The sequence below is a fragment of the Hyphomicrobiales bacterium genome (genome assembly GCA_016710435.1).
In the GTDB taxonomy this organism is placed as follows: Bacteria; Pseudomonadota; Alphaproteobacteria; order Rhizobiales; family Aestuariivirgaceae; genus Aestuariivirga.
Map to the genome: position 1 here is coordinate 1,237,425 of JADJVV010000001.1, position 23,527 is coordinate 1,260,951.

Genomic DNA, 23,527 nt, shown 5'->3' on the forward strand with positions numbered 1-23,527 from the left:
CATGACGTCCGAAGCTCTCCGCCCCGTTGTCCGTGCCCTGCTGTCGGTTTCCGACAAGACGGGCCTCGTCGCCTTTGCGAAGGCACTTTCTGCCCGCGGCATTGAACTGCTGTCGACGGGCGGAACGGCAAAACTCCTGCGCGGCGAAGGACTGGCCGTGCGCGATGTCTCGGACGTGACGGGCTTTCCGGAAATCATGGACGGGCGCGTGAAGACCCTGCATCCCTCCATCCACGGCGGACTGCTCAGCGTGCGCGGCAATGCGGTGCACGAAAAGGCCCAGGCCGACAACAACATCCGCAACATCGATCTCCTCGTCGTCAATCTCTATCCCTTCGAGGAGACGGTTGCCCGCCGCGCGTCCGATGAGGACACGATTGAAAATATCGACGTGGGCGGACCGGCCATGATCCGGGCCGCCGCTAAAAATCACGAGAGCGTGGCCGTGGTCGTGGACCCGTCTGACTACGCCGCGGTTCTGGACGATCTCGCAGCCCATGACGGCGCCACCACATCGGCGCTGCGCACCTCTCTCGCGGCCAAGGCCTTTGCCCGCACCGCAAGTTACGACGCGGCCATTGCCGCGTGGTTCCAGGCGCGCGCGGACGAACAGTTTCCACCCCGCATCATCCTTGCCGGACAGCGGGCGCTGGCCTTGCGCTACGGTGAGAATCCCCACCAGCACGCCGCCGTCTATCGCAACGCCGACGGCCGCATGGGACTCTTGGATGCACGCCAGGTGCAGGGCAAGGAACTCTCCTACAACAACATCAACGATGCCGATGCGGCACTCGAATGCGTCGCTGAATTCAGCACCGGCGCGCCCGCCTGTGTCATCGTCAAGCACGCCAACCCCTGTGGCGTTGCGACGGGCCTCTCGTTGGCCGACGCCTACGGCAAGGCACTGGCCTGCGACCCGGTGAGCGCCTTCGGCGGCATCATCGCCTTGAACCAGCCGCTGGATGCGGAGACGGCGCGCGCCATCAGCGCCATCTTCACGGAAGTGATCCTTGCTCCCGGCGCTTCGGACGAGGCGCTCTCGATCATCGCCGCAAAGAAGAACCTCAGGCTCCTGCTCTTGCCGCGACTGCCTGATCCAAAGCTCGCGACCCGCAGCGTGAAGACGATTGCCGGCGGACTGCTGGTCCAGACGCGCGATGCAACGGGACTGGCGGAAATCACGACCCGCATCGTCACCAGGCGCGCGCCGACAGCACAGGAGATGGCTGACCTCCAGTTCGCCTGGCTGGTGGCCAAGCATGTGAAATCCAACGCCATCGTCTTTGCCCGTGATGGCGCCACCGTGGGAATTGGCGCTGGCCAGATGTCGCGGATCGATTCCACCCGGATCGCCGTCAGCAAATCGCTGGATGCCGCACGCCATGCCGGCGGTGATGTGCCCCTGGTGAAGGGCGCGGTTCTGGCGTCCGATGCGTTCTTACCCTTCGCCGACGGTGTCGAAGCTGCTGCTGATGCCGGCGCCACCGCCATCATCCAGCCCGGCGGCTCCATCAAGGACGACGACGTCATCAAGGCCGCCGACGACCGCGGGCTGGCAATGATCTTCACAGGTCAGCGGCACTTCCGCCACTGACTGCTTGAATTCATCGCGCCACGGGCCACATGTCCTTTGCTCAACCGGAGGACAACATGCTCGTCACCACCACCAATACCGTCGAAGGCAATCGCATTGTCGAATACAAGGGGCTCGTCGCCGGTGAGGCGATCCTCGGCGCCAACCTGTTCCGGGATCTCTTCGCTTCCATCCGCGATATCGTCGGCGGCCGTTCCGGCTCCTATGAAAAGGTGCTGAACGATGCCCGCCAGACGGCAGTGGCGGAGATGACGGACAAGGCCGCCCGGCTTGGCGCCAACGCGGTGATTGGCGTCGACATTGATTACGAGACGGTGGGGACAAACGGTTCGATGCTGATGGTGACGGCCTGTGGCACGGCGGTGAGGATCGAATAGAGGCGGCCGCACCTCACCAAGACAGGAGCGTAACATGCCGGGGCAGAGGACAGTCGGCCACGGCCCGGATTTAACCCGGTCCGATGGACAATGATGTCTGAAGAGAAAATGGAGCGGGCGACGCGAATCGAACGCGCGACCCTAACCTTGGCAAGGTTATGCTCTACCCCTGAGCTACGCCCGCTTAGCGGCCCGATGCGACGGTTGATATGCATCCGGCGGGGCGTCTTATTGCCTAAGCCGACTGCAAATGCAATAGCGTCGTTTGCAATTGTTATCAGAAGGATTTTTGCAAATGCCTGCAACGCGCCAAGAGCTTTTCGACATGTTGGCGGGGCTCGGCATTGCCGTGAAAACGGCGGAACACGATCCTGTCTTCACCGTGGAAGAAGCCAAGAATGTGCATGACGATATTCCTGGCGGCCATTGCAAAAACCTGTTCTGCAAGGACGAAAAGGGCGTGCTTTGGTTGATCGTGGCGCTGGAAGACTCGGTCATTAACCTGAAGGCCGCTCCCGCCAAGATCGGATCGAAGCGTCTGACCTTTGGGAAGCCGGACCTGTTGATGGAAGTCCTGGGCGTTGAACCGGGATCCGTGACGCCCTTCGGCCTCATCAACGACAAGTCTGTCCGCACCAACGTCATTCTGGACGAGCGGATGATGCAGGAGGCGCAACTCAACTTCCATCCCCTGCAGAATGCCGCCACCACAACCATTTCATCTGCCGACCTGGTGACGTTCATCAAGGCCTGCGGCCATCACCCGCGCGTGGTCCCCGTCAGTGATCCCTTGCCGTAACCGCTGAAACCTCCCAAATAACGGCCACAAACACCGGAAATATTCATGAGCATGATCCTCGATTCAGCCGCAACGGGCGCACCCGCCGCCATGATACTCGACGCGACAGACGCTTCCTTTCCCAAGGACGTGATAGATGCATCGCGCGAAGTGCCCGTCATCGTTGATTTCTGGGCACCCTGGTGCGGTCCCTGCAAGCAACTCGGCCCCATGATCGAGAAGGTGGTACGCGAGAACAATGGCAAGGTGAGGCTCGTCAAGGTCAACATCGACGAGAATCCTGCCTATGCCGGACAGTTGCGGGTGCAATCCATTCCGGCTGTTTTTGCCTTTGTTGATGGCCGTCCCGTGGATGGCTTCATGGGAGCCCTGCCCGAATCGCAGATCCGTCAGTTCGTTGCGCGCCTGACGAAGATGGGCGGCCTGGCAGAACAGATCGCTTCGGCCCTGGCCATGGCACGCGCCGCGGTGGCACAGAAGGATTACGAGGCCGCCCTCGATATCACGGGCCAGATCCTGACGGCTGACCAGACCCAGAGCGAGGCCTATGCCTTGCAGGCCCAAGCTGCGATGGAATCAGGTCAGATCGAGGCGGCACAGCACACGCTGGACGCCGTGCCAGCCGACAAGGCCAACGATCCGCTGATCGTCAGCGCCCGCGCCGCCCTCGATCTCCTGCTCAATCCTGTGGATACGAGCGGCCTTGCCAGGCTGGAACAGGCCATCGCAACCGATCCCAACAACTTCGAGGCCCGCCTCGAATTGGCAACTCTGCTCAACGGCACGGGCAATCGCGCCGAGGCGACCGATCATCTGATTTACGTCATTCGCAAGGACCGCGCCTGGGACGACGGCGCGGCCCGCAAGCAGCTTGTGCAGTTCTTTGAAGCCTGGGGTCCGCAGGATGCCGCAACGCTTCAGGGACGCCGCAAGCTGTCGTCTGTCCTGTTCTCGTAAGGTGGAAGGAGACGTGCCGTGCCGCGCTACACGTCGATCAGTGAACTGCCTCCGGTCATTCCCGTGTTCCCGCTTTCGGGAGCCCTTCTGCTGCCACGCACGGATCTGCCGCTGAATATTTTCGAGCCGCGATACCTTGCCATGGTCGAACATGCGATGTCCGGCAACCATCTGATCGGCATGATCCAGCCCCTTCCCGGTGATACGGGCGAAACGCCAGCTCTTTCGCAGGTGGGCTGTCTTGGCCGCATCACTTCCTATTCGGAGGCGGAAGACGATCGCTTCCTCATTTCGCTGACGGGCGTCTGCCGCTTCACCATCAGGAACGAACTGGATGTGACAACGCCCTTCCGCCAGGTTGAAGCCGACTATTCCGGCTTCGCTGCAGACCTGGTGAGCGAGAACAATGCGCGTGCCGTCAACCGCGCGGCCGTCATTCGCGCCTTCCGCCAATACCTCGAAGCCAACAACATGAGCGCCAACTGGAGCGAGGTTGAGCAGATACCGACCGAGCTGCTGGTCAACACCCTGTCTCAGCTGGCGCCCTATCCCGCTCCGGAGAAACAAGCCCTGCTGGAAGCCAATGACTTGCAGGCGCGTGCCGACATGCTGATCGCGCTCACGGAACTTGCATTGACCGGCGGTGCCAAGGGGGCGCGCCTGCAATGACCGGCGTTCCCGATCCCAAGCTGCTCGAACGCCTGGTCTGCCCTGTGACCAAGACCCGGCTCGTCTATGATGCGGAGCGGCAGGAACTTGTCTCGCGCGCAGCCGGGCTCGCTTATCCAATCCGCGATGGCATTCCCATCATGCTTGCCGAGGAAGCCCGTGAGCTCAACCGTGACTAGCGCCTGGCCCACCGATATCCGTGTCCAGCAGGGCGGAACGGAATTGCACGTCGCATTCGACAGCGGCGAGCAGGGAACAATCACGGCCGAATTGTTGCGCGTCGAAAGTCCCAGCGCGGAAGTGAAGGGTCATGGCCCCGGCCAGGAGCAACTGGTCTGGGGCAAGAGCAAGGTGAAGATCGGCAAGGTCGAAGCTGTTGGCAACTATGCCCTCCGCCTCATTTTTGACGATGGGCATTCCACCGGCATCTACACCTGGCCCTACCTGATGAAACTGATGCGTGAAGGCGATGCCTTGATTGCGGCGTATGACAAGAAGGTCAAGGCAGCAGGACTTTCCCGCGCCTAGACCTCACATGCCCCGCATGAGGCGCGGCAGTGTACCGCTCATGCCCGCAGCCTCTTCCATCAGTGCGGCCTTGACCCTCGGCATCTTGTCGACAAGTTTGAGGCCCGCCTTTCGGAGTTGTGACAGCACGGGCCAGTCGTTGACGAAGAGGGCGTTCATGCCTTCCATTGCGGCAATCGTGGAAGCGATGTCGAACCGCCGCCATTGGGCATAGCGCTCAAGCACATTGACTGAGCCAATATCCTCTCCGCGCAGGAGCGCTTCACTCACGCAATCGGCCAGTGCCGCAACATCCTTGAATCCGAGATTGAGACCAAGTCCTGCGAGGGGATGAATGATATGCGCCGCATCACCGATCAGGGCCGTACGCGGCCCGGTGATGGCGCGCGCCACCTGCCGCCGCAGCGGATAAGCTTGGCGGCTGCCTTCCAATGCAATGCGTCCCAGATGAGGGCCGGCCTTCGCGTTCAGTTCAACTTCAAAGGCTTTGTCATCAAGATTCATCAGGCGCGCCGCCTCATCGGGCGACGTGCCCCACACGATGGATGAGCGATTTCCCGGCAGGGGAAGGAATGCAATGACACCTGTGGCGGAGAAGTGTTCCTCCGCTCGATGACCATGGGGCAACGCGTGGGAAATGGAGAACGTCAGTGCGACCTGATGGTCATCATGCCCCTCTACCGCAATGCCGAGAGTCTTGCGGACATAGGAGTTTCGCCCGTCGGCCCCGATTAGCAGGGGCGCCCTCAGGCTCGTGCCATCGGCGAGGGAGACGCGCACGCCGCCCGGTTCCTGGGTGATGGTAGTCACGGTCACGCCACCCTGGATGACAACGCCGGGTGAACGCTCGACCGCCGCCATGAGCGCGGACGCGATCCAGCGGTTTTCCGTGATGACCGCTGCGGCGGCACCTTCAGCGGCGGCAAAGGACAAATAGGCAGGGCGGGCATCCAGCGCGCCCGTTCCGTCCGTGACGATGATCTCTCGCATTTCGGCCACGTGATCGCGCAAGTCGTCCCAGCAGCCCAATCCCTTGAAGACATTCTGCGTAGCCCGCGTCAGGGCGGACCCCCGCGTGTCGTTTCCGGCGGCGGCAAAGGAACGGGGGTCGCGGGCGTCGAGCACGAGGACCCGCGCAGCAGGTGCTGCCTGCCGGCCTGCCAGAGCCAGCGCCATTGCAAGCCCATTGGGTCCGCCGCCCACGATGATGGCGTCAAAGTCAGGGTAAGAAAGAGAGGTGGCCGTCATGAGCAGAAGTCCTGATTAAGAATGCATCACGCAATTCGTACTGATTACAATTTAGGCAATCTCTTGGTGGGGTTGAAAATTCAGATTCGAGAAAAACTGGAATTTCAATGGCTTGTACTCCTTCGTGATCTGGCACGACTCTTGAGTTGCGGAGTCCGGTCAACAGCAGGGGCATACCCGGAAAGGGCTTTCGTCACATGAAGTATATCGTCGCAATCATCAAACCCTTCAAGCTTGAGGAGGTGCGTGAGGCGCTGGGGGCTCTCGGCATCCAGGGCATCACCGTCACCGAAGCAAAGGGCCACGGCCGCCAGCGCGGCCACACGGAATTCTATCGCGGGGCGGAATATGCCGTGAGTTTCGTTCCCAAGATCAAGATCGAGGTGGCCGTCGACAATGCCATCGCCGACCGGGTCGTCGAAGCGATCCAGATCGCCGCCCAGACCGGGCAGATCGGGGACGGCAAGATCTTCATGCTCCCGCTTGAACTCGCCGTGCGTGTGCGCACCGGCGAAACCGGCTCTGCCGCACTTTGAAATCATCCTCTCACGCAAAAAGGAAATGCGCATGTCTTTGACGGACACATTGAAACGGCCCCTTGCGGCCCTGGCGGGAGGCACGCTGCTGTCCCTGCTTCTTCCCGCGACCAATGCCTTCGCCGCGGCATCGGTAAACAAGGGCGATACCGCCTGGATGCTGGTGGCAACCAGTCTCGTTGTATTCATGACGGTGCCGGGCCTTGCCATGTTCTACGGCGGTCTTGTGCGCAGCAAGAACGTGCTCTCCGTGCTGATGCAAGTCTTCGTCGTCTTCAGCCTGCTCGCCATCCTGTGGGTGATCTATGGCTACTCCCTCGCCTTCACCAACGGCAACGCCTTCATCGGCGGTTTCGACAAGCTCTTCCTGAACGGTGTCACCATTTCGACCATGGCGGCAACCTTCTCCAAGGAAACCTACGTTCCCGAATACGCCTATCTCGCCTTCCAGCTCACCTTTGCCGCAATCACGCCGGCGCTCATCGTCGGTGCATTTGCCGAGCGCATGAAATTCCCGGCTGTGCTGCTCTTCATGGTGATCTGGTTCACCTTCTCCTACCTGCCCATGGCCCACATGGTGTGGTGGTGGGCAGGCCCCGACTGCTTCACGCTTGATCCCGCTGCAATCGACACGGTGAAGGCTTGCGTCGGCGAAGCAGCGGCGACCGACTTCCTCGCCAAGCTCGCGGCGGCAACCGACGATGCCGCCAAGGCCACGGTGCTGGCGGACTATTCCTCCGCCGTGAACGCCGCCAACGGCTTTCTCTTCAACAAGGGCGCGCTGGATTTCGCCGGAGGTTCCGTTGTTCATATCAACGCAGGCGTGGCGGGGCTTGTCTGCGCCCTCATGCTGGGCAAGCGCGTGGGCCTCGGCAAGGAAGCCATGGCGCCGCACAATCTCACGGTTGTGGGCATCGGCACAGGCATGCTGCTCTTGGGCTGGTTCGGTTTCAACGCCGGCTCCAACCTTGAAGCCAACGGCCTCACAGCGCTGGTGATCCTCAACTCCATCCTCGGTGCTGCAGCGGCAACGCTGGCCTGGTGTGCCGGAGAGTGGCTGACGCGCGGTCACGCCTCCTTCCTCGGTGCAGCCTCTGGCATGGTGGCAGGCCTCGTTGCGATCACCCCTGCCTGCGGTTGGGTGGGTCCCATGTCTGCCATTGTCATTGGTGCGCTCGCGGGTGCCGTGTGTCTCACCGCCGTGGTGTGGCTGAAGGCGAAGCTCGGTTATGACGACGCTCTCGACGTCTTTGGCGTTCATGGCATCGGCGGCATTCTCGGCGCGCTGCTCACCGGCATCTTCGTCAATCCGAACTGGAGCGGCGGCTGGCAGGGCATGGGTGTCACCGACTACCTCGCCACTGACACGTCGACGAAACTCCTGGACTATGCCCTCGCTGCGCAGTTCACCGCGCAGGTCTGGGGTGTCGTGGTGGCTGTCGCACTGTCCGCCGCGGTGAGTTTCATCGCCCTGACCATCTGCAAGTTTACCGTGGGCCTCCGCGTGGACGAACAGGACGAGCGTCAGGGGCTGGACATTACCAGCCACAACGAACGCGCCTACAACTGATAGGTCCGAACCTCACTGGCAAAACCCCCGCACGAGCGGGGGTTTTTCTTTGTGGAGAGACGCCTGACCACGCGCTTCATTTACGTCACCTTAACCATGGCTTGCCATTGTGCCGTTAACCATTTGTTATGCCGGGAGACTGTTCCCGGACGGGGATATCGCCATGGCCGTCCATGAAACCTATGACACCGATGACAGCGCCATTCCGGCCGCCCTGCGCCGTTTCGTGCGCAACCGGGCCTATGAACTCTCCGGCATGATCCTGTTAGGCGGTGTCGCCCTGGCTGGAGTGTCACTGGCCTCATGGTCGGCCCAGGATCCCTCGTTCAACCATGCCACGGGTGCGATCCCCACCAACTGGCTGGGTTATCCCGGTGCCGTGGTGGCGGATCTTCTGGCCCAGCATCTGGGCCTCGCCAGCCTTGCCTTCCTGTTCATTCCGCTGGCCTGGGTCTATCGCCTCTTCAGCCACGAGGACCTCGTCAATTTCAAATGGTCCTTCCTTCACTGGTTGCTGGCCGTGCTGGGTGCGGCCCTGCTCACCTCCGTTCTGCCACCACCCGCCAGTTGGCCGCTGGCAGGCGGAATGGGCGGGCAAGTCGGCGACAGCCTCGCAAACCTGCTCGTGGGCACATTGTCGGCTGGCCTGAAGCCAATCCTCGCGCAAATGCTCGCCGCAGCGGCCGGCGCTGTCCTTCTCGGTTGGAGCGGCCTCCGTGCCATGGGCCTCACCGGCCAGCACACGCGCGTCGGCGTCAATGCGTCTGGCCGCCTGCTCGGCCGCACGGCAACGCTCGGCTGGGGTGCGGCCTTGTCTGGTGCAGGTGCAGTGACCGCAGGTGCCGGCTTCCTCTCACGCCTCTGGCAGGACACAACCGTCCGCAAGGCCAACACGCGGCGTGATGCAACAGAGGGTGAAGACATCCTGACCCGGCTTGCGCCCGCCCGCGGCCTGATGCGCGGCAAGCGCAAGATTGAACCCACCTTCCTCGACGACGACAGCGATTCCGCCGGTGACGCTCCCCCTCCGCCAGCCCCCGCCCTCGACGAAGACGAAGATCTCGACTTCGTGAATGACGAAGACGCGGAGGAACTGCCCCCGCCCGCCAAGGTGGCGAAGTCCGTCGTAAAGCCAAAGCAGAAGCGCAAGACAGCCGACGTCTTCGACCTGCCTGATCTCGATCTGCTGAGTGAGCCCAAGCGCCCGTCCAAGCAGCACGAGGTCTCAGCCGATGTCTTGGAAGCCAACGCCCGTAATCTGGAAGGCGTGCTGGATGATTTCGGCGTGAAGGGCCAGATCATTGACGTCAAGCCAGGCCCAGTCGTCACGCTCTATGAATTGGAGCCTGCGCCCGGCATCAAGTCGTCGCGCGTCATCAGCCTTGCCGACGATATCGCCCGCTCGATGAGTGCCATTTCGGCCCGCGTCGCGGTGGTGCAGGGGCGCAATGCCATCGGCATCGAATTGCCCAACGCCAAGCGTGAGACTGTCTTTCTCCGCGAGATGTTTGCGGCTCCGGCCTTCGCCAGCAGTACCGCCAACCTCATGGTGGCGCTCGGCAAGAATATCGGCGGCGAGCCGATCTATGCCGATCTGGCGCGCATGCCGCACCTTCTCATTGCCGGCACCACGGGCTCCGGCAAATCGGTCGGCATCAACACCATGATCCTGTCGCTGCTCTACCGGCTGTCGCCGGAGCGCTGCAAGCTCATCATGATCGATCCCAAGATGCTGGAATTGTCCGTGTACGAAGGAATTCCTCATTTGCTGGCGCCCGTCGTGACCGACCCCCGCAAGGCCGTCGTCGCGCTGAAATGGGCGGTCCGGGAAATGGAAGAGCGCTACAAGAAGATGTCGAAGGTTGGCGTGCGCAACATCGACGGCTTCAACACGCGTGTCGCCCAGATGCTGGAAAAGGGCGAGAAGCTCAGCCGCACGGTCCAGACCGGTTTTGATCCCGATACGGGCCAGCCCATCTTCGAGCAGGAGGAGATGGAAACCGCCGCGATGCCCTATATCGTCGTCATCATCGACGAGATGGCAGACCTCATGATGGTGGCGGGCAAGGACATTGAAGGTGCCGTGCAACGCCTGGCACAGATGGCGCGCGCTGCGGGCATCCACGTCATCATGGCAACGCAACGCCCGTCGGTGGACGTGATTACCGGCACGATCAAGGCCAACTTTCCGACCCGTATTTCGTTCCAGGTGACATCCAAGATCGACAGCCGCACCATTCTGGGTGAGCAGGGCGCAGAACAACTTCTCGGCCAGGGCGACATGCTCTACATGGCTGGCGGCGGGCGCATTTCCCGCCTGCATGGACCCTTCGTCTCGGATTCGGAAGTCGAGGCCATCGTGCGCCATCTCAAGTCGCAGGGCTCGCCGGACTATGTGGACGCGGTCACCGAGGAACCGGAAGAAGGCGGCTATGGCGAGCCCGGGGCAGCGGCGGACGGTGGTTCCGGAGATGATCTCTACGACCAGGCCGTCGCCGTGGTTCTGCGCGACAAGAAGGTCTCCACCAGCTACATCCAGCGCCGCCTGCAAGTGGGCTACAACAAGGCCGCAAGCCTGATCGAACGGATGGAGAAAGAGGGTCTGATTTCAACTGCAAGCGCCACGGGCAAGCGCGAGATTCTGGTGCCCGGCGACAGCGCCCGCGTGTAGGGGCACCGTCACAAATCGGCCTGTTTGTCTGCGTAATCGGCCCTTCACTCTTGAACCGGATGGATCATGTTGAAATTTCTGAAGTTCACTTTTCTTGCCTTGTTGACGGCGATTGCCGTGTCGGGCTCAGCCCCCGCCGCGAACAAGATCAATCCCATCACCCTTAACGATGCGCAACGCGCAGCGGTGGTCCGCGTCAATGACTTCATCAACAGCTTCACCACCCTGCGTGGCGACTTCACCCAGACGAGCGACCGCGGTCAATCGGTGAAGGGCGTGCTGATGTTGAGCAAGCCCGGCAAGATCCGGTTCGACTATGCACCGCCGAGCCCCTTGCTCATCGTCTCCGACGGGCGCTGGCTCACCATCAAGAACAAGGTGAAGGAGCGCGGGGATCAGGTGCCGCTGCGTTCTACACCGCTCCGCCTCATCGTGGCGCCCAAGATCGACCTGTTGGCCGAGACGATGGTACTCTCGGTGGAAGAGGCTGACGGCTTCACGAGCATCGCGCTCGCGGACAAGAAGGATCAGTTGGGCGGCTACATCGTGCTGATTTACGACAACTCCCAGAACACCCTGCAGCAGTGGATCATCGTCGACGGCAAGGGCCGCAAGACGACCGTCCAGTTCGCGAACCTCGAAAAGGACGTGCAGCTGAACCAGAAGCTGTTCATGGAGACAATCAAACGCAAGGATCAGGTTCGCAACTGAGCTTTCCCTGTTTGCAATTCAATGGGCCCATGGCATGAAAAGTGCCATGGGCTTTTCTGTTGCAACCTGGAATATAAACTCCGTCCGCCTGCGTATCGACCTTGTCTGCCGGTTCCTGAGGGAACACGCGCCTGACGTGCTGTGCCTGCAGGAAACGAAATGTCCGCAAGGGCAGTTTCCGGGCGCCAAGTTGAAGGCGCTGGGCTACGAGCACATCGCGGAGTTTGGCCAGAAGGGCTACCATGGCGTTGCCATCGTCTCCCGCATCCCCTTCACCGGGCAGGTGTCGCATGACTTCTGCCGCAAGGGCGATTGCCGCCACGTGAGTGTGGTCCTCGATCTCCCTGATCCCACCGTCGTCCACAATTTCTACATCCCCGCCGGCGGTGATGAACCCGACCCAGGGATCAACGATAAATTTGCCCACAAACTCGCTTTTCTCGACGAACTTCAGTCATGGACACAGAGCAAGGCAAGGCCCGGTGGCCATGAGGCCATATTGGTCGGCGACCTCAATATTGCTCCGCTCACGGAGGATGTGTGGTCCCACAAGGACCTGCTGAAGGTGGTGAGCCATACGCCGATCGAGACCGAAGCCCTGTTGGCCATTCAGCAAGCCGGTGGCTGGCAGGATGTGATGCGCAAGCACGTGCCGCCGGACCAGAAGCTCTATACATGGTGGAGTTACCGCGCCAAGGATTGGCAGGCCGCCAACCGGGGCCGCAGGCTGGACCACGTCTGGGCATCAGAGGGAATCGCAAATCGCTGTACCGGAATCACCGTGCACAAGGATGCGCGGGGCTGGCAGCAACCCTCCGATCACGTGCCGGTTATTGCGCGCTTTTCAGCCTGAGCGTGTCAGAGGTCGGAGAATCCCCGCGCTTTCACCAGCATCCCGCGAATCTGGTCGAATTCCTTGACGGACGAATCCAGCTTGCGTGAGAGCGCCAGCAGGACGGACCGTCCGAACTCCGGATATTCCTCGGCAACACGCAGGAAAAGGGCATTGTCGATGCGGGCCGCAGTGACGGATTCAGCTGCGATGGCGGTGACCGCGTAAAGTGCCCCGCTGATCATGGCCAGTTCGCCCAGGAGCGCCCCAGGTTCGGCCCGCCCTACTTCCTGTTCACCGGTCAGCACCCGCGCTGTTCCGGTCATGAGGAAGAATGCCGACGTCGCCTTCTTCCCCTGGGCAATGATGGTTTCACCGGGCAGGAAATTCTGCCGCTCCGCCGCAAAGGCCATGACCTGCAGGGGAACGGCATCGCATTCACGGAAGATCGGAATTTGGCGCAAGCTTTCGGCGTCGGCCCTGACACTCATGGCCGACCTGCCCCCGCCTGAAGTTTCGGCACCCCGCCCGACATGGAAGTCCTTTGCCCGCGCAGCCTCGATTTGGCAAGCGCCGGACCCCGGGGCCTAGGGCAGCAGGCGGTACCCGCCACCTTCGGTGACAAGAATCTCGGCGTGGGACGGATCCCGTTCGATCTTCTGCCGCAGGCGGTAGATATGCGTCTCCAGCGTATGGGTTGAGACACCGGCATTGTATCCCCATACATCCTGCAGCAGCGTTTCCCGGCTCACGCTGGTCTCTCCTGCACGGTAGAGGAACTTGATGATGGCGGTTTCCTTCTCGGTCAGCCTGATTTTCTTGCCCGCATCGGTGAGCAGCATCTTGGCAGCCGGCTTGAACGTGTAGGGACCGACGCGATAGACCGCATCTTCGCTGTGTTCGTGGCTTCTGAGCTGCGAGCGCACACGCGCCAGCAGGACGGCGAAGCGGAACGGCTTCACGACATAGTCGTTGGCGCCCGCATCGAGGCCTAGGATCGTATCGGAATCAGACCCCTGTGCGGTGAGCATGATGACGGGACTCTTGATCCCGTTGCGGCGCATCACCTTGCAGGCCTCGCGCCCATCCATATCAGGGAGATTGACGTCGAGAACCACGAGGTCGAACGTGTCGGCCTTGAGGTGCTTCAGGCCCGCCGCCGCCGTCTCGGCCTGGGCCACGTCGAATTCATCATGCAGAGAGAACTGTTCGGCCAGCGTGTCACGCAGCGCGTCGTCGTCGTCGATGATCAGGAGCTTCTTCTTGGCGGACATGGAATTCCCTTTTCGTCACCGGAGCGGCTCTTGCGGGCTGAGGGGTGATGGGGCAACACAACAGTCCGTGATAGGAAGCATAACATATCTTCACGTCCGCGCGAGATCGGCATCGTCCACCACTGGCCGGCTGACAATCGGCCCGACCACGGTCACCTGCCGCCTCGGACGCAGTGGCCGGGCCTACCGGAAGCGGGAGGGCGACGGCGCGAGCCCCATTGGCGTTTGGCAGCTGGAGCAGGTTTACTACCGCGACGGCAGGCTTCCCCGCCCCCGCACCGGCCTTGCCGTGCGCGCCAGCCGGAAGACCGACGCCTGGTGTGAGGATCCCGTCGACGGCCGCTACAATCGCAAGATCACGGTTCAGCCGGGCGAGGGAAATGAGAATTTCTGGCGTGCCGACGGGGCCTACGACGTTGTCATCCCCACCCGTCACAATTCCCGTCCACGTGTGAAGGGTGGTGGCAGCGCCATCTTCTTCCATCTGACGCGGGCTGGCAGCACCGTGACGGCCGGATGCATCGCCATTGCCCGGCGCGACATGGAGAAGATTCTCGCGCGTTGTGGGCCGGTCACCTTCCTGGTGATCTGGCCGCCGGAAGGTGGACCGCCGGGCGCGCTCCGAAGATCGCCGAGCCCACCCGCACGCAGGTCGCTCCCGCGGCAATAGCGGCGGCGTAATCCGAACTCATGCCCATCGACAATTCCGCGAGACCATGCTCACGCGCCAGATCGGCCAACAGCCGGAAGTGCGGGACAGGGTCGGCATCCACGGGGGGAATGCACATCAAGCCTGCGAATTGCAGGCCGTGAACGTCCCGCGCCCGCGTGAGGAACGCAGCCACATCGCGTGGAGGCAGCCCGGCCTTCTGGGGCTCTTCGCCCGTATTGACCTGGGCCAGAAGGCGCAATGCCCGGTTCTGCTTCTTCATCTCCGCTGCAAGGGCTCCAGCGAGCTTGTCACGGTCCACCGACTGGATCACATCGAAAAGGGACACGGCCTCGGCCACCTTGTTGGTTTGCAGAGGGCCGATGAGGTGGAGTTCGATATCCGGGAAACGCTCTTTCAAGGCCGGCCATTTGCCTTTGGCCTCCTGCACGCGGTTTTCGCCGAAGACGCGGTGACCGGCGTCGAGCACAGGGAGGATCGCGGGGGCATCGTGGGTCTTGGAGACGGCCACGAGCGTCACCTCGGCGGCCCGTCGCCCGGCTGAGACGCAGGCGCGCTCAATCTCCGCACGGACGGCAAGGTAGGCCTCTGAAACCGCATCAGTCATTTGTCCGCGCTTATGGCCACGCTTGCGGGCCTTGGCAAGGACTGGTAGCAGCCTCGCCGACACGTGATTTCAAAGACTTTCTTCAGGACCTGACCCCATGTCGGTGAGCATCGAGCGCTATAACCATCGCACTGTCGAACCCAAGTGGCAGGCCCACTGGACCGACAACAAGAGCTTTGAGGCCAGCGAGGAACCGGGCCGTCCGAAGTATTACGTCCTGGAGATGTTCCCCTATCCGTCGGGACGCATCCATATGGGACACGTCCGTAACTATACCATGGGCGACGTCATCGCCCGCTTCCGCCGCGCCGCCGGCTATAATGTGCTTCATCCCATGGGCTGGGATGCTTTCGGCATGCCTGCCGAGAATGCAGCCATCGAGCGGGGGGTGCATCCCAAGTCATGGACCTACGAGAACATTGCGGCGATGCGCAAGCAGCTCAAGTCCATGGGGCTGTCGCTGGACTGGTCCCGCGAGTTCGCCACCTGTGATCCCTCCTACTACCGGCATGAGCAGGCCATGTTCATCGACTTCATGGAGAAGGGCCTCGTCGAGCGGAAGTCCTCCAAGGTGAACTGGGACCCGGTCGATCACACCGTGCTGGCCAACGAACAGGTGATCGAAGGCCGCGGCTGGCGCTCAGGAGCGCTGGTGGAGCAGCGCGAACTCTCGCAGTGGTTCCTCAAGATCACGTCCTACTCGCAGGACCTGCTGGAAGCCTTGGACAGTCTTGGCAACTGGCCTGAGAAGGTCCGCCTCATGCAACGCAACTGGATTGGCCGTTCGGAAGGGCTGCTGTTGCGCTGGCAGATCGAGCTTGCACCGTCTGGCCATACCGAACTCGAAATCTATACGACACGGCCCGACACCCTGTTCGGTGCCTCCTTCATGGCAATCGCTGCCGACCATCCGCTTGCAAAGGCTGCATCCGAAAACAATCCGGAGCTTGCAGCCTTCTGTGAATCGTGCCGGCGCATGGGCACATCAGTTGCCGCGATCGAGACGGCGGAGAAGATGGGCTTCGACACGGGGATCGTGGCCACGCATCCGCTCGACCCGTCGTGGAAGGTGCCAGTCTATGTCGCCAACTTCATCCTGATGGACTACGGCACGGGCGCGATTTTCGGCTGCCCGGCCCATGACCAGCGCGACCTCGATTTCGCCCGCAAGTATGGCCTTCCGGTCACGCAGGTGGTGAGGCCCACGGATGCCGCCGCGGCATCACAGGCGGAGGCGGATCTGGCCTCTGGCGCGGCCTTTGATGGCGATGGTGTGATGGTCAATTCACGCGTCCTCGACGGCCTGGATCCGGCAGAGGCCTTCAAGGTTGTGGCCGACAAGTTGGAACAGGAGCGCCTCGCTGGACGGCCAGTGGCTGCGCGCAAGGTGAATTTCCGCCTCCGGGACTGGGGTGTTTCGCGCCAACGTTACTGGGGCTGCCCCATTCCCGTCATCCATTGCGAGACTTGCGGCATCGTTCCGGTGCCGAAGAAAGACCTCCCCGTCCGCCTGCCTGATGATGTGACATTCGACAAGCCGGGGAATCCGCTGGCCCACCATCCCACATGGAAGCACGTGAACTGCCCCAAATGTGGTGGCAAGGCGACGCGCGAGACGGATACGTTCGATACCTTCATCGACTCATCCTGGTACTATGCCCGGTTCTGCTCACCTCACGCCGATGTGCCCGTTGACGCGGCTGCGGCGAAATACTGGATGGGTGTTGACCAGTACATCGGCGGCATCGAGCACGCGATCCTGCATCTTCTCTATTCGCGTTTCTATTCCCGCGCCATGCACGCGACGGGGCATCTGCACATGGATGAGCCTTTCGCCTCCCTGTTCACGCAGGGCATGGTCGTCCACGAGACCTACAAGACGGTGGCAGGAGAGTGGGTCCTTCCCTCCGACGCGGTCAAGCAGGAGTCGGGCTGGGTTCACGCGAGGACGGGTGAGCCTCTGGTGACGGGCGGCATCGAGAAGATGTCCAAGTCGAAGAAGAACGTCGTCGATCCTGACATCATCATTGAATCCTACGGCGCGGATACCGCACGCTGGTTCATGTTGTCGGATACACCACCCGAGCGCGATATCGAGTGGACCGATGCGGGCGCCGTCGGTGCCTGGAAGTTCACCCAGCGCCTGTGGCGCATGGTCAACGAAGCGGCGGCGCTGGATGCTGGCGCCGCGCACGACCAGAGCGGCTTGGCCCTGCGCCAGACCAGTCACCGGACTGTCGCTGCCGTCACCGACGATCTGATGAACCTGCGCTTCAACCGTGCCATTGCCCGGCTTTACGAGTTGGCGAATGCCGTCGGCACGGCGCTTCAGAAGTCCACCCGCTCGCCCGGCGAAATTGCATCGCTGCGGGAAGCGGTCGAGACGCTGGTGCTTCTGTTCGCCCCAATGATGCCACATCTGGCTGAAGAATGCTGGAAGGTACTGGGTCACGCGGTCGCGGTGGTCGATACGCCATGGCCGAAGGCCGACCCGGCCCTGACCGCGCTCACCGAGGTGACGGTGGCAGTCCAGGTCAACGGCAAGCGCCGCGACGAGATCCGGGTGCCGAAGGGCGCGACACGTGACGTTCTGGAGCCTATGGTGATGGCACTTGAGTCGGTTTCACGAGCCCTTGACGGCAAGCCCGTGAGCAAGTTCATTGTGGTTCCGGACAGGATTGTGAACATCGTATGCGCCAACTGATCCCGATTGCCATGCTGGCTGGAATGGCCATTGCCCTCGCGGGTTGTGGCTACCGGCCGCTTTATGGCAACAACAACGGGGGTCCGGGTGTCGTTCAGCAGTTGGCCGAGGTTTCCGTCGAGGAGCAGCGGACCCGCGCCGGTCAGTTGGTGCGCAACGATTTGATTTCGGCCTTTGGCGCTGGCGGCAACCGCTTTCTCCTGAAGATGGCCGTCGTCGAGAAGACGGACAGCCTGTCCTCCGTGGATGGCACAACGGTAGACCGCTACCGCTACCGGCTCAACGTGAGCTACCAGTTGGTGGAGGCTGGCACGGGCCGGGCCGTGGCCGAGGGCAAGAGCTTCACGACTTCTGCCTATGACACAGTGCAGGAGCCGGTGTCCGATCTGCAGGCGGCATCAAACGCCCGCGAACGCGCGGCGCATGAACTGGCGCAGGATTTGCGCTTGCGCATTTCGGCCTTCTTTGCCACCCGCGAAGGCTGAGCTTTTTCCTTGGCCACCGTACGCGAGGCCGAATTGGCGGCGGCCCTCAAACGGGGCAAGGCCAGCCTGCGGGGCGTCCTGGTCTATGGAAGCGATGAGTCGCGCGTGGCAGGCGTGGTGGAGCAGATTGTCCGTTCCATGGCGGCAGCGGAAGATGTGACGCGGCTGCAATCCTCTGTCCTCAAGTCGGATCCGGCACTCCTCGATGACGCCCTGCGCGCCCAATCATTCCTGGGTGGCCCGCAACTGGTGTTGCTGACCGATGTCAGTGACCAGCATGCGAAGGTGATCGAACCAGCCCTTGCCCTGTCTCCCCGTGGAAATTTTCTGCTGCTGCAGGCAGGAAGCCTCGGCAAGTCTTCCGCCTTGCGTACATTGTGTGAGCGAGCGGCGGATGTTCTGGTCGTTCCGATCTACGAGGATCGGCCATCCGATATCCTGGAGCTTGTCACGGCACGATTGACGGCGGACGGTTTGCGCATGAACGATGAAGCAGCTGACCGCTTCATGGCCTTGTGTGGAACCGACCGCGCGGTGGCATTGGGCGAAGCGGAGAAGCTTGCGCTTTACGCCCGCGGGCAGAACGAAATAACGTCCGATGATGTCGTCGCGAGTTGCGGGGACCAGGTGAATTTTGGCATCGATGCGTTGATTGATGCGGCACTTGCGGGTGATTCCGTCGCGGCCGACCGGATGATGTATACACTCGACGACAGCGATTGGCGCTCGATCCTCCCGCTCCTGTCGCTCCATGTGGCGCGGCTGGCAGCCTTGCGCGGAGATGTTGACCGCTTGGGTGGCATCGAGTCAGCGCTGCGCAGTGCGAAGCCTCCGGTGTTCTTTGCCCGCAAGCAGGCCTTTTCCAATCAGCTTCGCGCCTTTGACAGTGAATCGCTGGTGCGGGCACAGTCGGCAATCGAGAAGACTGTCGAGGACTCGCGCCGCCATGCCGCATTGGCGAATGAACTGGTCAGCCGTCTTTTCTTTTCGCTTGCCGCCGAGGCGCGCCGCGGATTGCGCGGCTGATCAGTCGAGGGGCCGTGTCAGCCGCCGGTAGACGTCATCAAGCTGGTCGAAATCCTTGTAGCTGATCACGACCTGCCCGCCCTCTCCCTTGTGACTGATGGAGACCGAGAAGCCCAAGGCGTCCTTCATGGATTTTTCCATGGCCCGGGTGTCGGCGTCTTTTTCGGCGGCCTTTGCCTTCGTCTTTGGCGTTGTCGTGCGGGTGAGATCTTCGGCCTGCCGCACGGTCATTCCGAGGCTGATAATCTTCTCCGCCAGTTCGTGCGGGCTGTCCGTGGCCACCAGCGTACGGGCATGTCCGGCCGACAGCGTTCCGTTTTCAATCAACCCCAGAACAGACTCAGGAAGCGTCTGGAGGCGCAGGGTGTTGGCGATGTGGCTGCGGCTTTTGCCGATCGAGTCGGCGAGCTGCTGCTGGGTATAGCTATACTGGTCAATGAGCTGCTTGTAGGCGCGGGCCTCTTCCAGAGGATTGAGGTCGGCGCGCTGGACGTTTTCGATGAGCGCGATCTCGAGCGTTTCGCGGTCATCCAGCTCACGGATCAGCACGGGCACATCATGGATGGCCGCACGCTGGGCTGCGCGCCAGCGGCGTTCGCCCGCCACGATTTCGAATGTGCCGCTGCCCGCGGGCCTGACGACGATCGGCTGCAGCAGCCCCTTGTCACGCAGGGACTTCGCCAACGTCTCGAGATCATCCTCGGCGAAATGTTTGCGTGGATTGAGAGGATTGGGCCTGATCATTTCGATCGGCACATGCTTGAGGCTCCGCACGTCGGCAACGACGGTTTCTTCGGCGACATCATCGCCGATCAGTGCCGCAAGTCCCCGGCCCAGCCGCCGCTTTTGAGCCTGTGTCATAGGTGTTAAGTCCTCTAATTTCTTTTTATTCTGGTGCACGCATTTCGGCTTTTCACGCCGCCCGCAGTTCACGTTCGCGACGGATCACCTCCGAGGCGAGTTTGATGTAGGCTTGAGAGCCGACACAGTCATGGTCATACAGCAACACCGGACGGCCATGGGACGGAGCCTCGCTGACCCGCACATTTCGCGGGATGACGGTCTCGTAGACCTTCTCACCAAGCACGCTGCGCACATCCTGCGCCACCTGCTCCGAGAGCGAATTGCGCCGGTCATACATCGTGAGCACCACGCCCTGGATGATGAGCTTTGAATTTAGCGTGGCCTTCACGCGCTCGACCGTCTTCAGCAATTGGCTGAGGCCTTCCAGCGCAAAGAATTCGCATTGCAGCGGCACCAGAATGGCATCGGCCGCGGCCAGCGAGTTGATCGTCAGGAGGTTGAGCGATGGCGGGCAATCCACGAGAATGTAGGAGTAGGTCTTGCCCGTGCTTGTCATGCGCTGGATGGCATCCTGCAGGCGGTAGGTCTTGCGGTCAAAATCGGCCAGTTCGAGTTCGGCTCCCAGCAGGTCGATCGTTGCGGGGACGCACTGAAGGTTGGGAATGCCGCTATCGCGGATGACGTCGGTCAGTTCGGCCTCGCCGATCAGGACGTGGTAGGACGATTTCTGATTCGGGCTGCGGTGGATGCCGAGCCCGGTGCTGGCGTTACCCTGCGGATCGAGGTCGATCACCAGGACAGTCTCGCCCACGGCCGCAAGAGCGGTTCCGAGGTTGATGGCAGTCGTGGTCTTGCCTACGCCGCCCTTCTGGTTGGCGATGGCAAGGATCCGCGGGCGGTGCGGGGTGGCGTCTTCGATCGGCTGGGTGTTGTCTTCAGACACGTGCGGCTTCCTCAACTTCAAGAATGACAGCTCGCGAATCGGTCAAACTCTGGTGCTTACGGAACCGGATTCTCCAAGATTTTGCGGCCCGGGTCAATTCGGCGTCGACGTCCTGGCCCTTGTGGAAAAGCCCCGTGGCCCCGGCGGTCAGAAACGGCTCTGCCCAGCCCAGAAGCACCTCCAGGGGCGCCAAGGCGCGGGCTGTGACGAAGGCCACCTCGGCTACCGTCCCGGTTCCCACCTCTTCCAGACGTTTCAGGTGGACTTTGCCGGGTGCGGCGCAAACCCGGAGGGCTTCCCTGAGGAAGGCCGCCTTCTTCCCATTGGACTCGTAGAGATGGACTTCCCTGCCGCTTGCAATTGCAAGCGGCAGGGCCGGAAATCCGCTCCCCGATCCCAGATCGGCAAAGCTTCCCGTCCGGGTGGCCATCAGGGGAAGCAGCTGGAGGCTGTCGAGAACATGCCGGTTCCACACCTCCGGAATGGTGGCGGGCGAAATGAGGTTGATGCGTTGCTGCCAGCGGAGCAGCAGGTCCACGAAGGTTGAGATGCGCGTCCATGATTCACGTGAAACATTGAGACCCTCGGCCACCGCCCAAGCTTCGGCTTCGGTCATTCTTCCGTTCCCGTCCTGCGCCGCTGGGATTTCGAGATGCCGTTCAGGATGCAGATGAGTGCGGCCGGGGTCATGCCATCGATCCGGCTGGCTTGGCCCACGGTCTGGGGCCGAACCCGGGTCAGCTTCTGGCGCAATTCCATCGAGAGCCCCGGGAGCCCATGGAAATCCATGTCCGGAGGTATGGCCTCTTGGTCATCCCGACGAAACAGTTCGATCTCGCGTTTCTGCCGCTCGCCATACCCTGCGTATAACGCATCCGCTTCGATGGCCGTGCGCACATGGGACGGCAGGGAATTGAGGTCGGGCCAGATGACGCCCAGGCGATCAAGGCTGACGTCGGGCATGGACAGAAGCTGGAAGGCCGAGCGGGTCTGGCCATCTTGGTTGACCTTGAGTCCGGCCTTCAAGGCCGCCGCAGAGGTGAGCCTGAGGTCATTGACCATGTCCCGCCCGCGGCCGATCTGGGCGATGCGGCCGGCGAAGGCGCCCTTGCGTGTGGTGCCGACAAGACCTGCGGAGATACCCTTGGGGGTCAGCCGCTCGTCGGCATTGTCCGCCCGCAGGCTGAGGCGAAATTCGGCTCGGCTGGTGAACATCCGGTACGGTTCTGAGACCCCCCGCGTCACAAGATCATCGACCATGACGCCGAGGTATCCATCGGCCCGGTCGAACGTGACGGGATCGCTGCCGGCGGCGGACCGGGCGGCATTCAGTCCGGCAATCAATCCCTGCGCCGCAGCCTCCTCATAACCCGTTGTGCCGTTGATCTGCCCCGCCAGATAGAGGCCGGGAACGGATTTGACGGCCAGTGCCCGGTCGAGCTCTCGCGGATCGACGTGATCATATTCGATAGCATAGCCGTGCCGGATGATGCGGACGTCCGCGAGACCGGGCAGGGTCCGGATGAACGCGTCCTGCACGTCTTCCGGCAGGGAAGTCGAGATGCCGTTGGGATAGACCGTATCGTCGTCCAGACCTTCCGGTTCGAGGAAGACCTGGTGTTGTTCCTTGTCGGCGAACCGGTGAATCTTGTCTTCAATGGACGGACAGTACCTTGGGCCAACTCCCGAGATTTGTCCTGAGTAGAGAGGCGAGCGCCGAATATTCTCCGCAATGATACGATGCGTCTCCGCCGTGGTGTTGGTGATGTGGCAGGAGACCTGGGGCGTCGTGATTTCGCGGGTGAGGAAGGAAAAGGGCTCGGGTGGTTGGTCGCCCTGCTGTTCTTCGAGTTCCGCCCAGTGAATGCTACGGCCGTCGAGGCGGGCAGGGGTACCGGTCTTGAGGCGGCCCAGCGCGAGACCCCAGGACTTCAGCTGTTCCGAAAGACCCCGTGCCGGAGCTTCACCAACGCGACCCGCTGGAATTTGTTTCTCGCCGATGTGAATGAGGCCATTGAGGAAGGTGCCGGTTGTCAGCACGACACTGGCACTGGAGAGCTCGCGCCCGTCCTCAAGGAATACGCCGGTGACGCGGTCATTCATGATTCGAAGTCCGCACGCCGCGCCTTCGATGACCTTCAGATTGTCTTGTTCCTGCATGGCGGCCTGAATCGCTTGCCGGTAGAGCTTCCGGTCGGCCTGCGCGCGCGGTCCCCTGACGGCCGGGCCCTTTGAGCGGTTCAGCATGCGGAACTGGATTCCGGCGGCATCCGTCACGCGTCCCATGAGGCCGTCCAGCGCATCTATTTCGCGGACGAGATGACCTTTGCCCAGTCCGCCAATGGCAGGGTTGCAGGACATCTCGCCAATCGTTGCGAAGCGATGTGTGAGGAGGGCAGTACGCGCACCGATCCGCGCCGATGCTGCTGCGGCCTCGCAACCTGCGTGTCCGCCACCAATGACAATGACATCGAATCTGTTTGTCATCGAACCGAGGTCCACCTTGTTGAGTCTTGATCCGT

24 protein-coding genes and 1 tRNA gene are annotated in these 23,527 nt (G+C 61.9%); 16 read left to right on the forward strand and 9 right to left on the reverse strand.

What is annotated here, in order from left to right:
- The first annotated feature begins 1 nt into the window (after position 1).
- Together purH and IPM06_06070 are read left to right on the forward strand one after the other, a co-directional pair.
- On the forward strand, positions 2–1,594 hold the full coding sequence (purH, locus tag IPM06_06065) for a bifunctional phosphoribosylaminoimidazolecarboxamide formyltransferase/IMP cyclohydrolase (protein MBK8769979.1): 1,593 nt from the start codon (positions 2–4) through the stop codon (positions 1,592–1,594).
- Between the two features lie 56 nt (positions 1,595–1,650).
- Positions 1,651–1,971, forward strand: a complete 321-nt coding sequence (locus IPM06_06070) for a heavy metal-binding domain-containing protein (protein ID MBK8769980.1) — start codon at positions 1,651–1,653, stop codon at positions 1,969–1,971.
- A 109-nt stretch (positions 1,972–2,080) separates the two neighbouring features.
- On the opposite strand, the gene IPM06_06075 is transcribed toward IPM06_06070, so the two are convergent.
- A tRNA-Gly gene (locus IPM06_06075) sits at positions 2,081–2,155 on the reverse strand.
- Between the two features lie 111 nt (positions 2,156–2,266).
- Here IPM06_06075 and IPM06_06080 point away from each other — a divergent pair.
- Genes IPM06_06080 through IPM06_06100 form a run of 5 tightly spaced genes read left to right on the forward strand, consistent with a single transcriptional unit; the run spans position 2,267 to position 4,924 of the window.
- Entirely contained in the window at positions 2,267–2,770 is a 504-nt protein-coding gene (locus IPM06_06080) for a prolyl-tRNA synthetase associated domain-containing protein (GenBank protein ID MBK8769981.1), read from the forward strand.
- 45 nt (positions 2,771–2,815) lie between these two features.
- On the forward strand, positions 2,816–3,727 hold the full coding sequence (trxA, locus tag IPM06_06085; GenBank protein ID MBK8769982.1) for a thioredoxin: 912 nt from the start codon (positions 2,816–2,818) through the stop codon (positions 3,725–3,727).
- Between the two features lie 18 nt (positions 3,728–3,745).
- Positions 3,746–4,396 (forward strand): LON peptidase substrate-binding domain-containing protein, encoded by a 651-nt coding sequence (locus IPM06_06090; GenBank protein MBK8769983.1) that lies wholly within the window; start codon positions 3,746–3,748, stop codon positions 4,394–4,396.
- The gene (locus tag IPM06_06095) at positions 4,393–4,575 is read left to right on the forward strand and encodes a Trm112 family protein (GenBank protein ID MBK8769984.1); all 183 of its coding nucleotides are present in this window, start codon (positions 4,393–4,395) and stop codon (positions 4,573–4,575) included. The genes IPM06_06090 and IPM06_06095 overlap by 4 nt, the downstream gene beginning before the upstream one ends.
- Entirely contained in the window at positions 4,568–4,924 is a 357-nt protein-coding gene (locus IPM06_06100) for a DUF971 domain-containing protein (GenBank protein ID MBK8769985.1), read from the forward strand. The genes IPM06_06095 and IPM06_06100 overlap by 8 nt, the downstream gene beginning before the upstream one ends.
- A gap of 3 nt (positions 4,925–4,927) precedes the next feature.
- Here IPM06_06100 and IPM06_06105 read toward each other — a convergent pair whose 3' ends face one another.
- Positions 4,928–6,172, reverse strand: coding sequence for a UbiH/UbiF/VisC/COQ6 family ubiquinone biosynthesis hydroxylase (locus tag IPM06_06105; protein MBK8769986.1), 1,245 nt, complete (start codon positions 6,170–6,172; stop codon positions 4,928–4,930).
- Positions 6,173–6,369: 197 nt separating this feature from the next.
- On the opposite strand from IPM06_06105, the gene IPM06_06110 reads away from it, so the two are divergent.
- The 5 genes from IPM06_06110 (at position 6,370) to IPM06_06130 (ending at position 12,513) form a co-directional block, all read left to right on the forward strand.
- Positions 6,370–6,708 (forward strand): P-II family nitrogen regulator, encoded by a 339-nt coding sequence (locus tag IPM06_06110; protein MBK8769987.1) that lies wholly within the window; start codon positions 6,370–6,372, stop codon positions 6,706–6,708.
- A 31-nt stretch (positions 6,709–6,739) separates the two neighbouring features.
- Positions 6,740–8,278 carry an ammonium transporter gene (locus IPM06_06115; GenBank protein MBK8769988.1) on the forward strand — a complete coding sequence of 513 codons (1,539 nt, stop codon included), beginning with the start codon at positions 6,740–6,742 and terminating at the stop codon, positions 8,276–8,278.
- Positions 8,279–8,441: 163 nt separating this feature from the next.
- Positions 8,442–10,949: a DNA translocase FtsK 4TM domain-containing protein gene (locus tag IPM06_06120; protein MBK8769989.1), complete on the forward strand. Its 2,508-nt coding sequence runs from the start codon at positions 8,442–8,444 to the stop codon at positions 10,947–10,949.
- A 66-nt stretch (positions 10,950–11,015) separates the two neighbouring features.
- Positions 11,016–11,660, forward strand: coding sequence for an outer membrane lipoprotein carrier protein LolA (locus tag IPM06_06125; protein ID MBK8769990.1), 645 nt, complete (start codon positions 11,016–11,018; stop codon positions 11,658–11,660).
- Positions 11,661–11,706: 46 nt separating this feature from the next.
- Positions 11,707–12,513 carry an exodeoxyribonuclease III gene (locus tag IPM06_06130; protein ID MBK8769991.1) on the forward strand — a complete coding sequence of 269 codons (807 nt, stop codon included), beginning with the start codon at positions 11,707–11,709 and terminating at the stop codon, positions 12,511–12,513.
- Between the two features lie 5 nt (positions 12,514–12,518).
- Here the strand turns inward: IPM06_06130 and IPM06_06135 are convergent, their stop codons facing one another.
- Both IPM06_06135 and IPM06_06140 read right to left on the reverse strand, forming a co-directional pair.
- Positions 12,519–12,983 (reverse strand): cyclic nucleotide-binding domain-containing protein, encoded by a 465-nt coding sequence (locus IPM06_06135; GenBank protein MBK8769992.1) that lies wholly within the window; start codon positions 12,981–12,983, stop codon positions 12,519–12,521.
- Between the two features lie 96 nt (positions 12,984–13,079).
- Positions 13,080–13,766 carry a response regulator transcription factor gene (locus IPM06_06140; GenBank protein MBK8769993.1) on the reverse strand — a complete coding sequence of 229 codons (687 nt, stop codon included), beginning with the start codon at positions 13,764–13,766 and terminating at the stop codon, positions 13,080–13,082.
- Positions 13,767–13,833: 67 nt separating this feature from the next.
- On the opposite strand from IPM06_06140, the gene IPM06_06145 reads away from it, so the two are divergent.
- Entirely contained in the window at positions 13,834–14,436 is a 603-nt protein-coding gene (locus IPM06_06145) for a L,D-transpeptidase family protein (protein ID MBK8769994.1), read from the forward strand.
- On the opposite strand, the gene IPM06_06150 is transcribed toward IPM06_06145, so the two are convergent.
- Positions 14,339–15,043, reverse strand: a complete 705-nt coding sequence (locus IPM06_06150) for a YggS family pyridoxal phosphate-dependent enzyme (GenBank protein MBK8769995.1) — start codon at positions 15,041–15,043, stop codon at positions 14,339–14,341. The two genes, IPM06_06145 and IPM06_06150, sit on opposite strands and share 98 nt — an antisense overlap.
- A 103-nt stretch (positions 15,044–15,146) precedes the next feature.
- Here IPM06_06150 and IPM06_06155 point away from each other — a divergent pair, with 103 nt between their 5' ends.
- Genes IPM06_06155 through IPM06_06165 form a run of 3 tightly spaced genes read left to right on the forward strand, consistent with a single transcriptional unit; the run spans position 15,147 to position 19,258 of the window.
- Positions 15,147–17,747 carry a leucine--tRNA ligase gene (locus IPM06_06155; GenBank protein MBK8769996.1) on the forward strand — a complete coding sequence of 867 codons (2,601 nt, stop codon included), beginning with the start codon at positions 15,147–15,149 and terminating at the stop codon, positions 17,745–17,747.
- Positions 17,735–18,232, forward strand: a complete 498-nt coding sequence (locus tag IPM06_06160; GenBank protein MBK8769997.1) for a hypothetical protein — start codon at positions 17,735–17,737, stop codon at positions 18,230–18,232. Before IPM06_06155 ends, IPM06_06160 begins: the two co-directional genes overlap by 13 nt.
- 9 nt (positions 18,233–18,241) lie before the next feature.
- Positions 18,242–19,258 (forward strand): hypothetical protein, encoded by a 1,017-nt coding sequence (locus IPM06_06165; GenBank protein ID MBK8769998.1) that lies wholly within the window; start codon positions 18,242–18,244, stop codon positions 19,256–19,258.
- Here IPM06_06165 and IPM06_06170 read toward each other — a convergent pair whose 3' ends face one another.
- Genes IPM06_06170 through mnmG form a run of 4 tightly spaced genes read right to left on the reverse strand, consistent with a single transcriptional unit; the run spans position 19,259 to position 23,492 of the window.
- Positions 19,259–20,119: a ParB/RepB/Spo0J family partition protein gene (locus tag IPM06_06170; GenBank protein MBK8769999.1), complete on the reverse strand. Its 861-nt coding sequence runs from the start codon at positions 20,117–20,119 to the stop codon at positions 19,259–19,261.
- A gap of 52 nt (positions 20,120–20,171) precedes the next feature.
- Positions 20,172–20,981 carry a ParA family protein gene (locus IPM06_06175; GenBank protein MBK8770000.1) on the reverse strand — a complete coding sequence of 270 codons (810 nt, stop codon included), beginning with the start codon at positions 20,979–20,981 and terminating at the stop codon, positions 20,172–20,174.
- Positions 20,982–20,997: 16 nt separating this feature from the next.
- A complete protein-coding gene (gene rsmG, locus IPM06_06180; protein ID MBK8770001.1) occupies positions 20,998–21,621 on the reverse strand; it encodes a 16S rRNA (guanine(527)-N(7))-methyltransferase RsmG in 624 nt (207 codons plus the stop codon).
- Entirely contained in the window at positions 21,618–23,492 is a 1,875-nt protein-coding gene (mnmG, locus tag IPM06_06185) for a tRNA uridine-5-carboxymethylaminomethyl(34) synthesis enzyme MnmG (protein ID MBK8770002.1), read from the reverse strand. Before mnmG ends, rsmG begins: the two co-directional genes overlap by 4 nt.
- Positions 23,493–23,527: the final 35 nt, after the last annotated feature.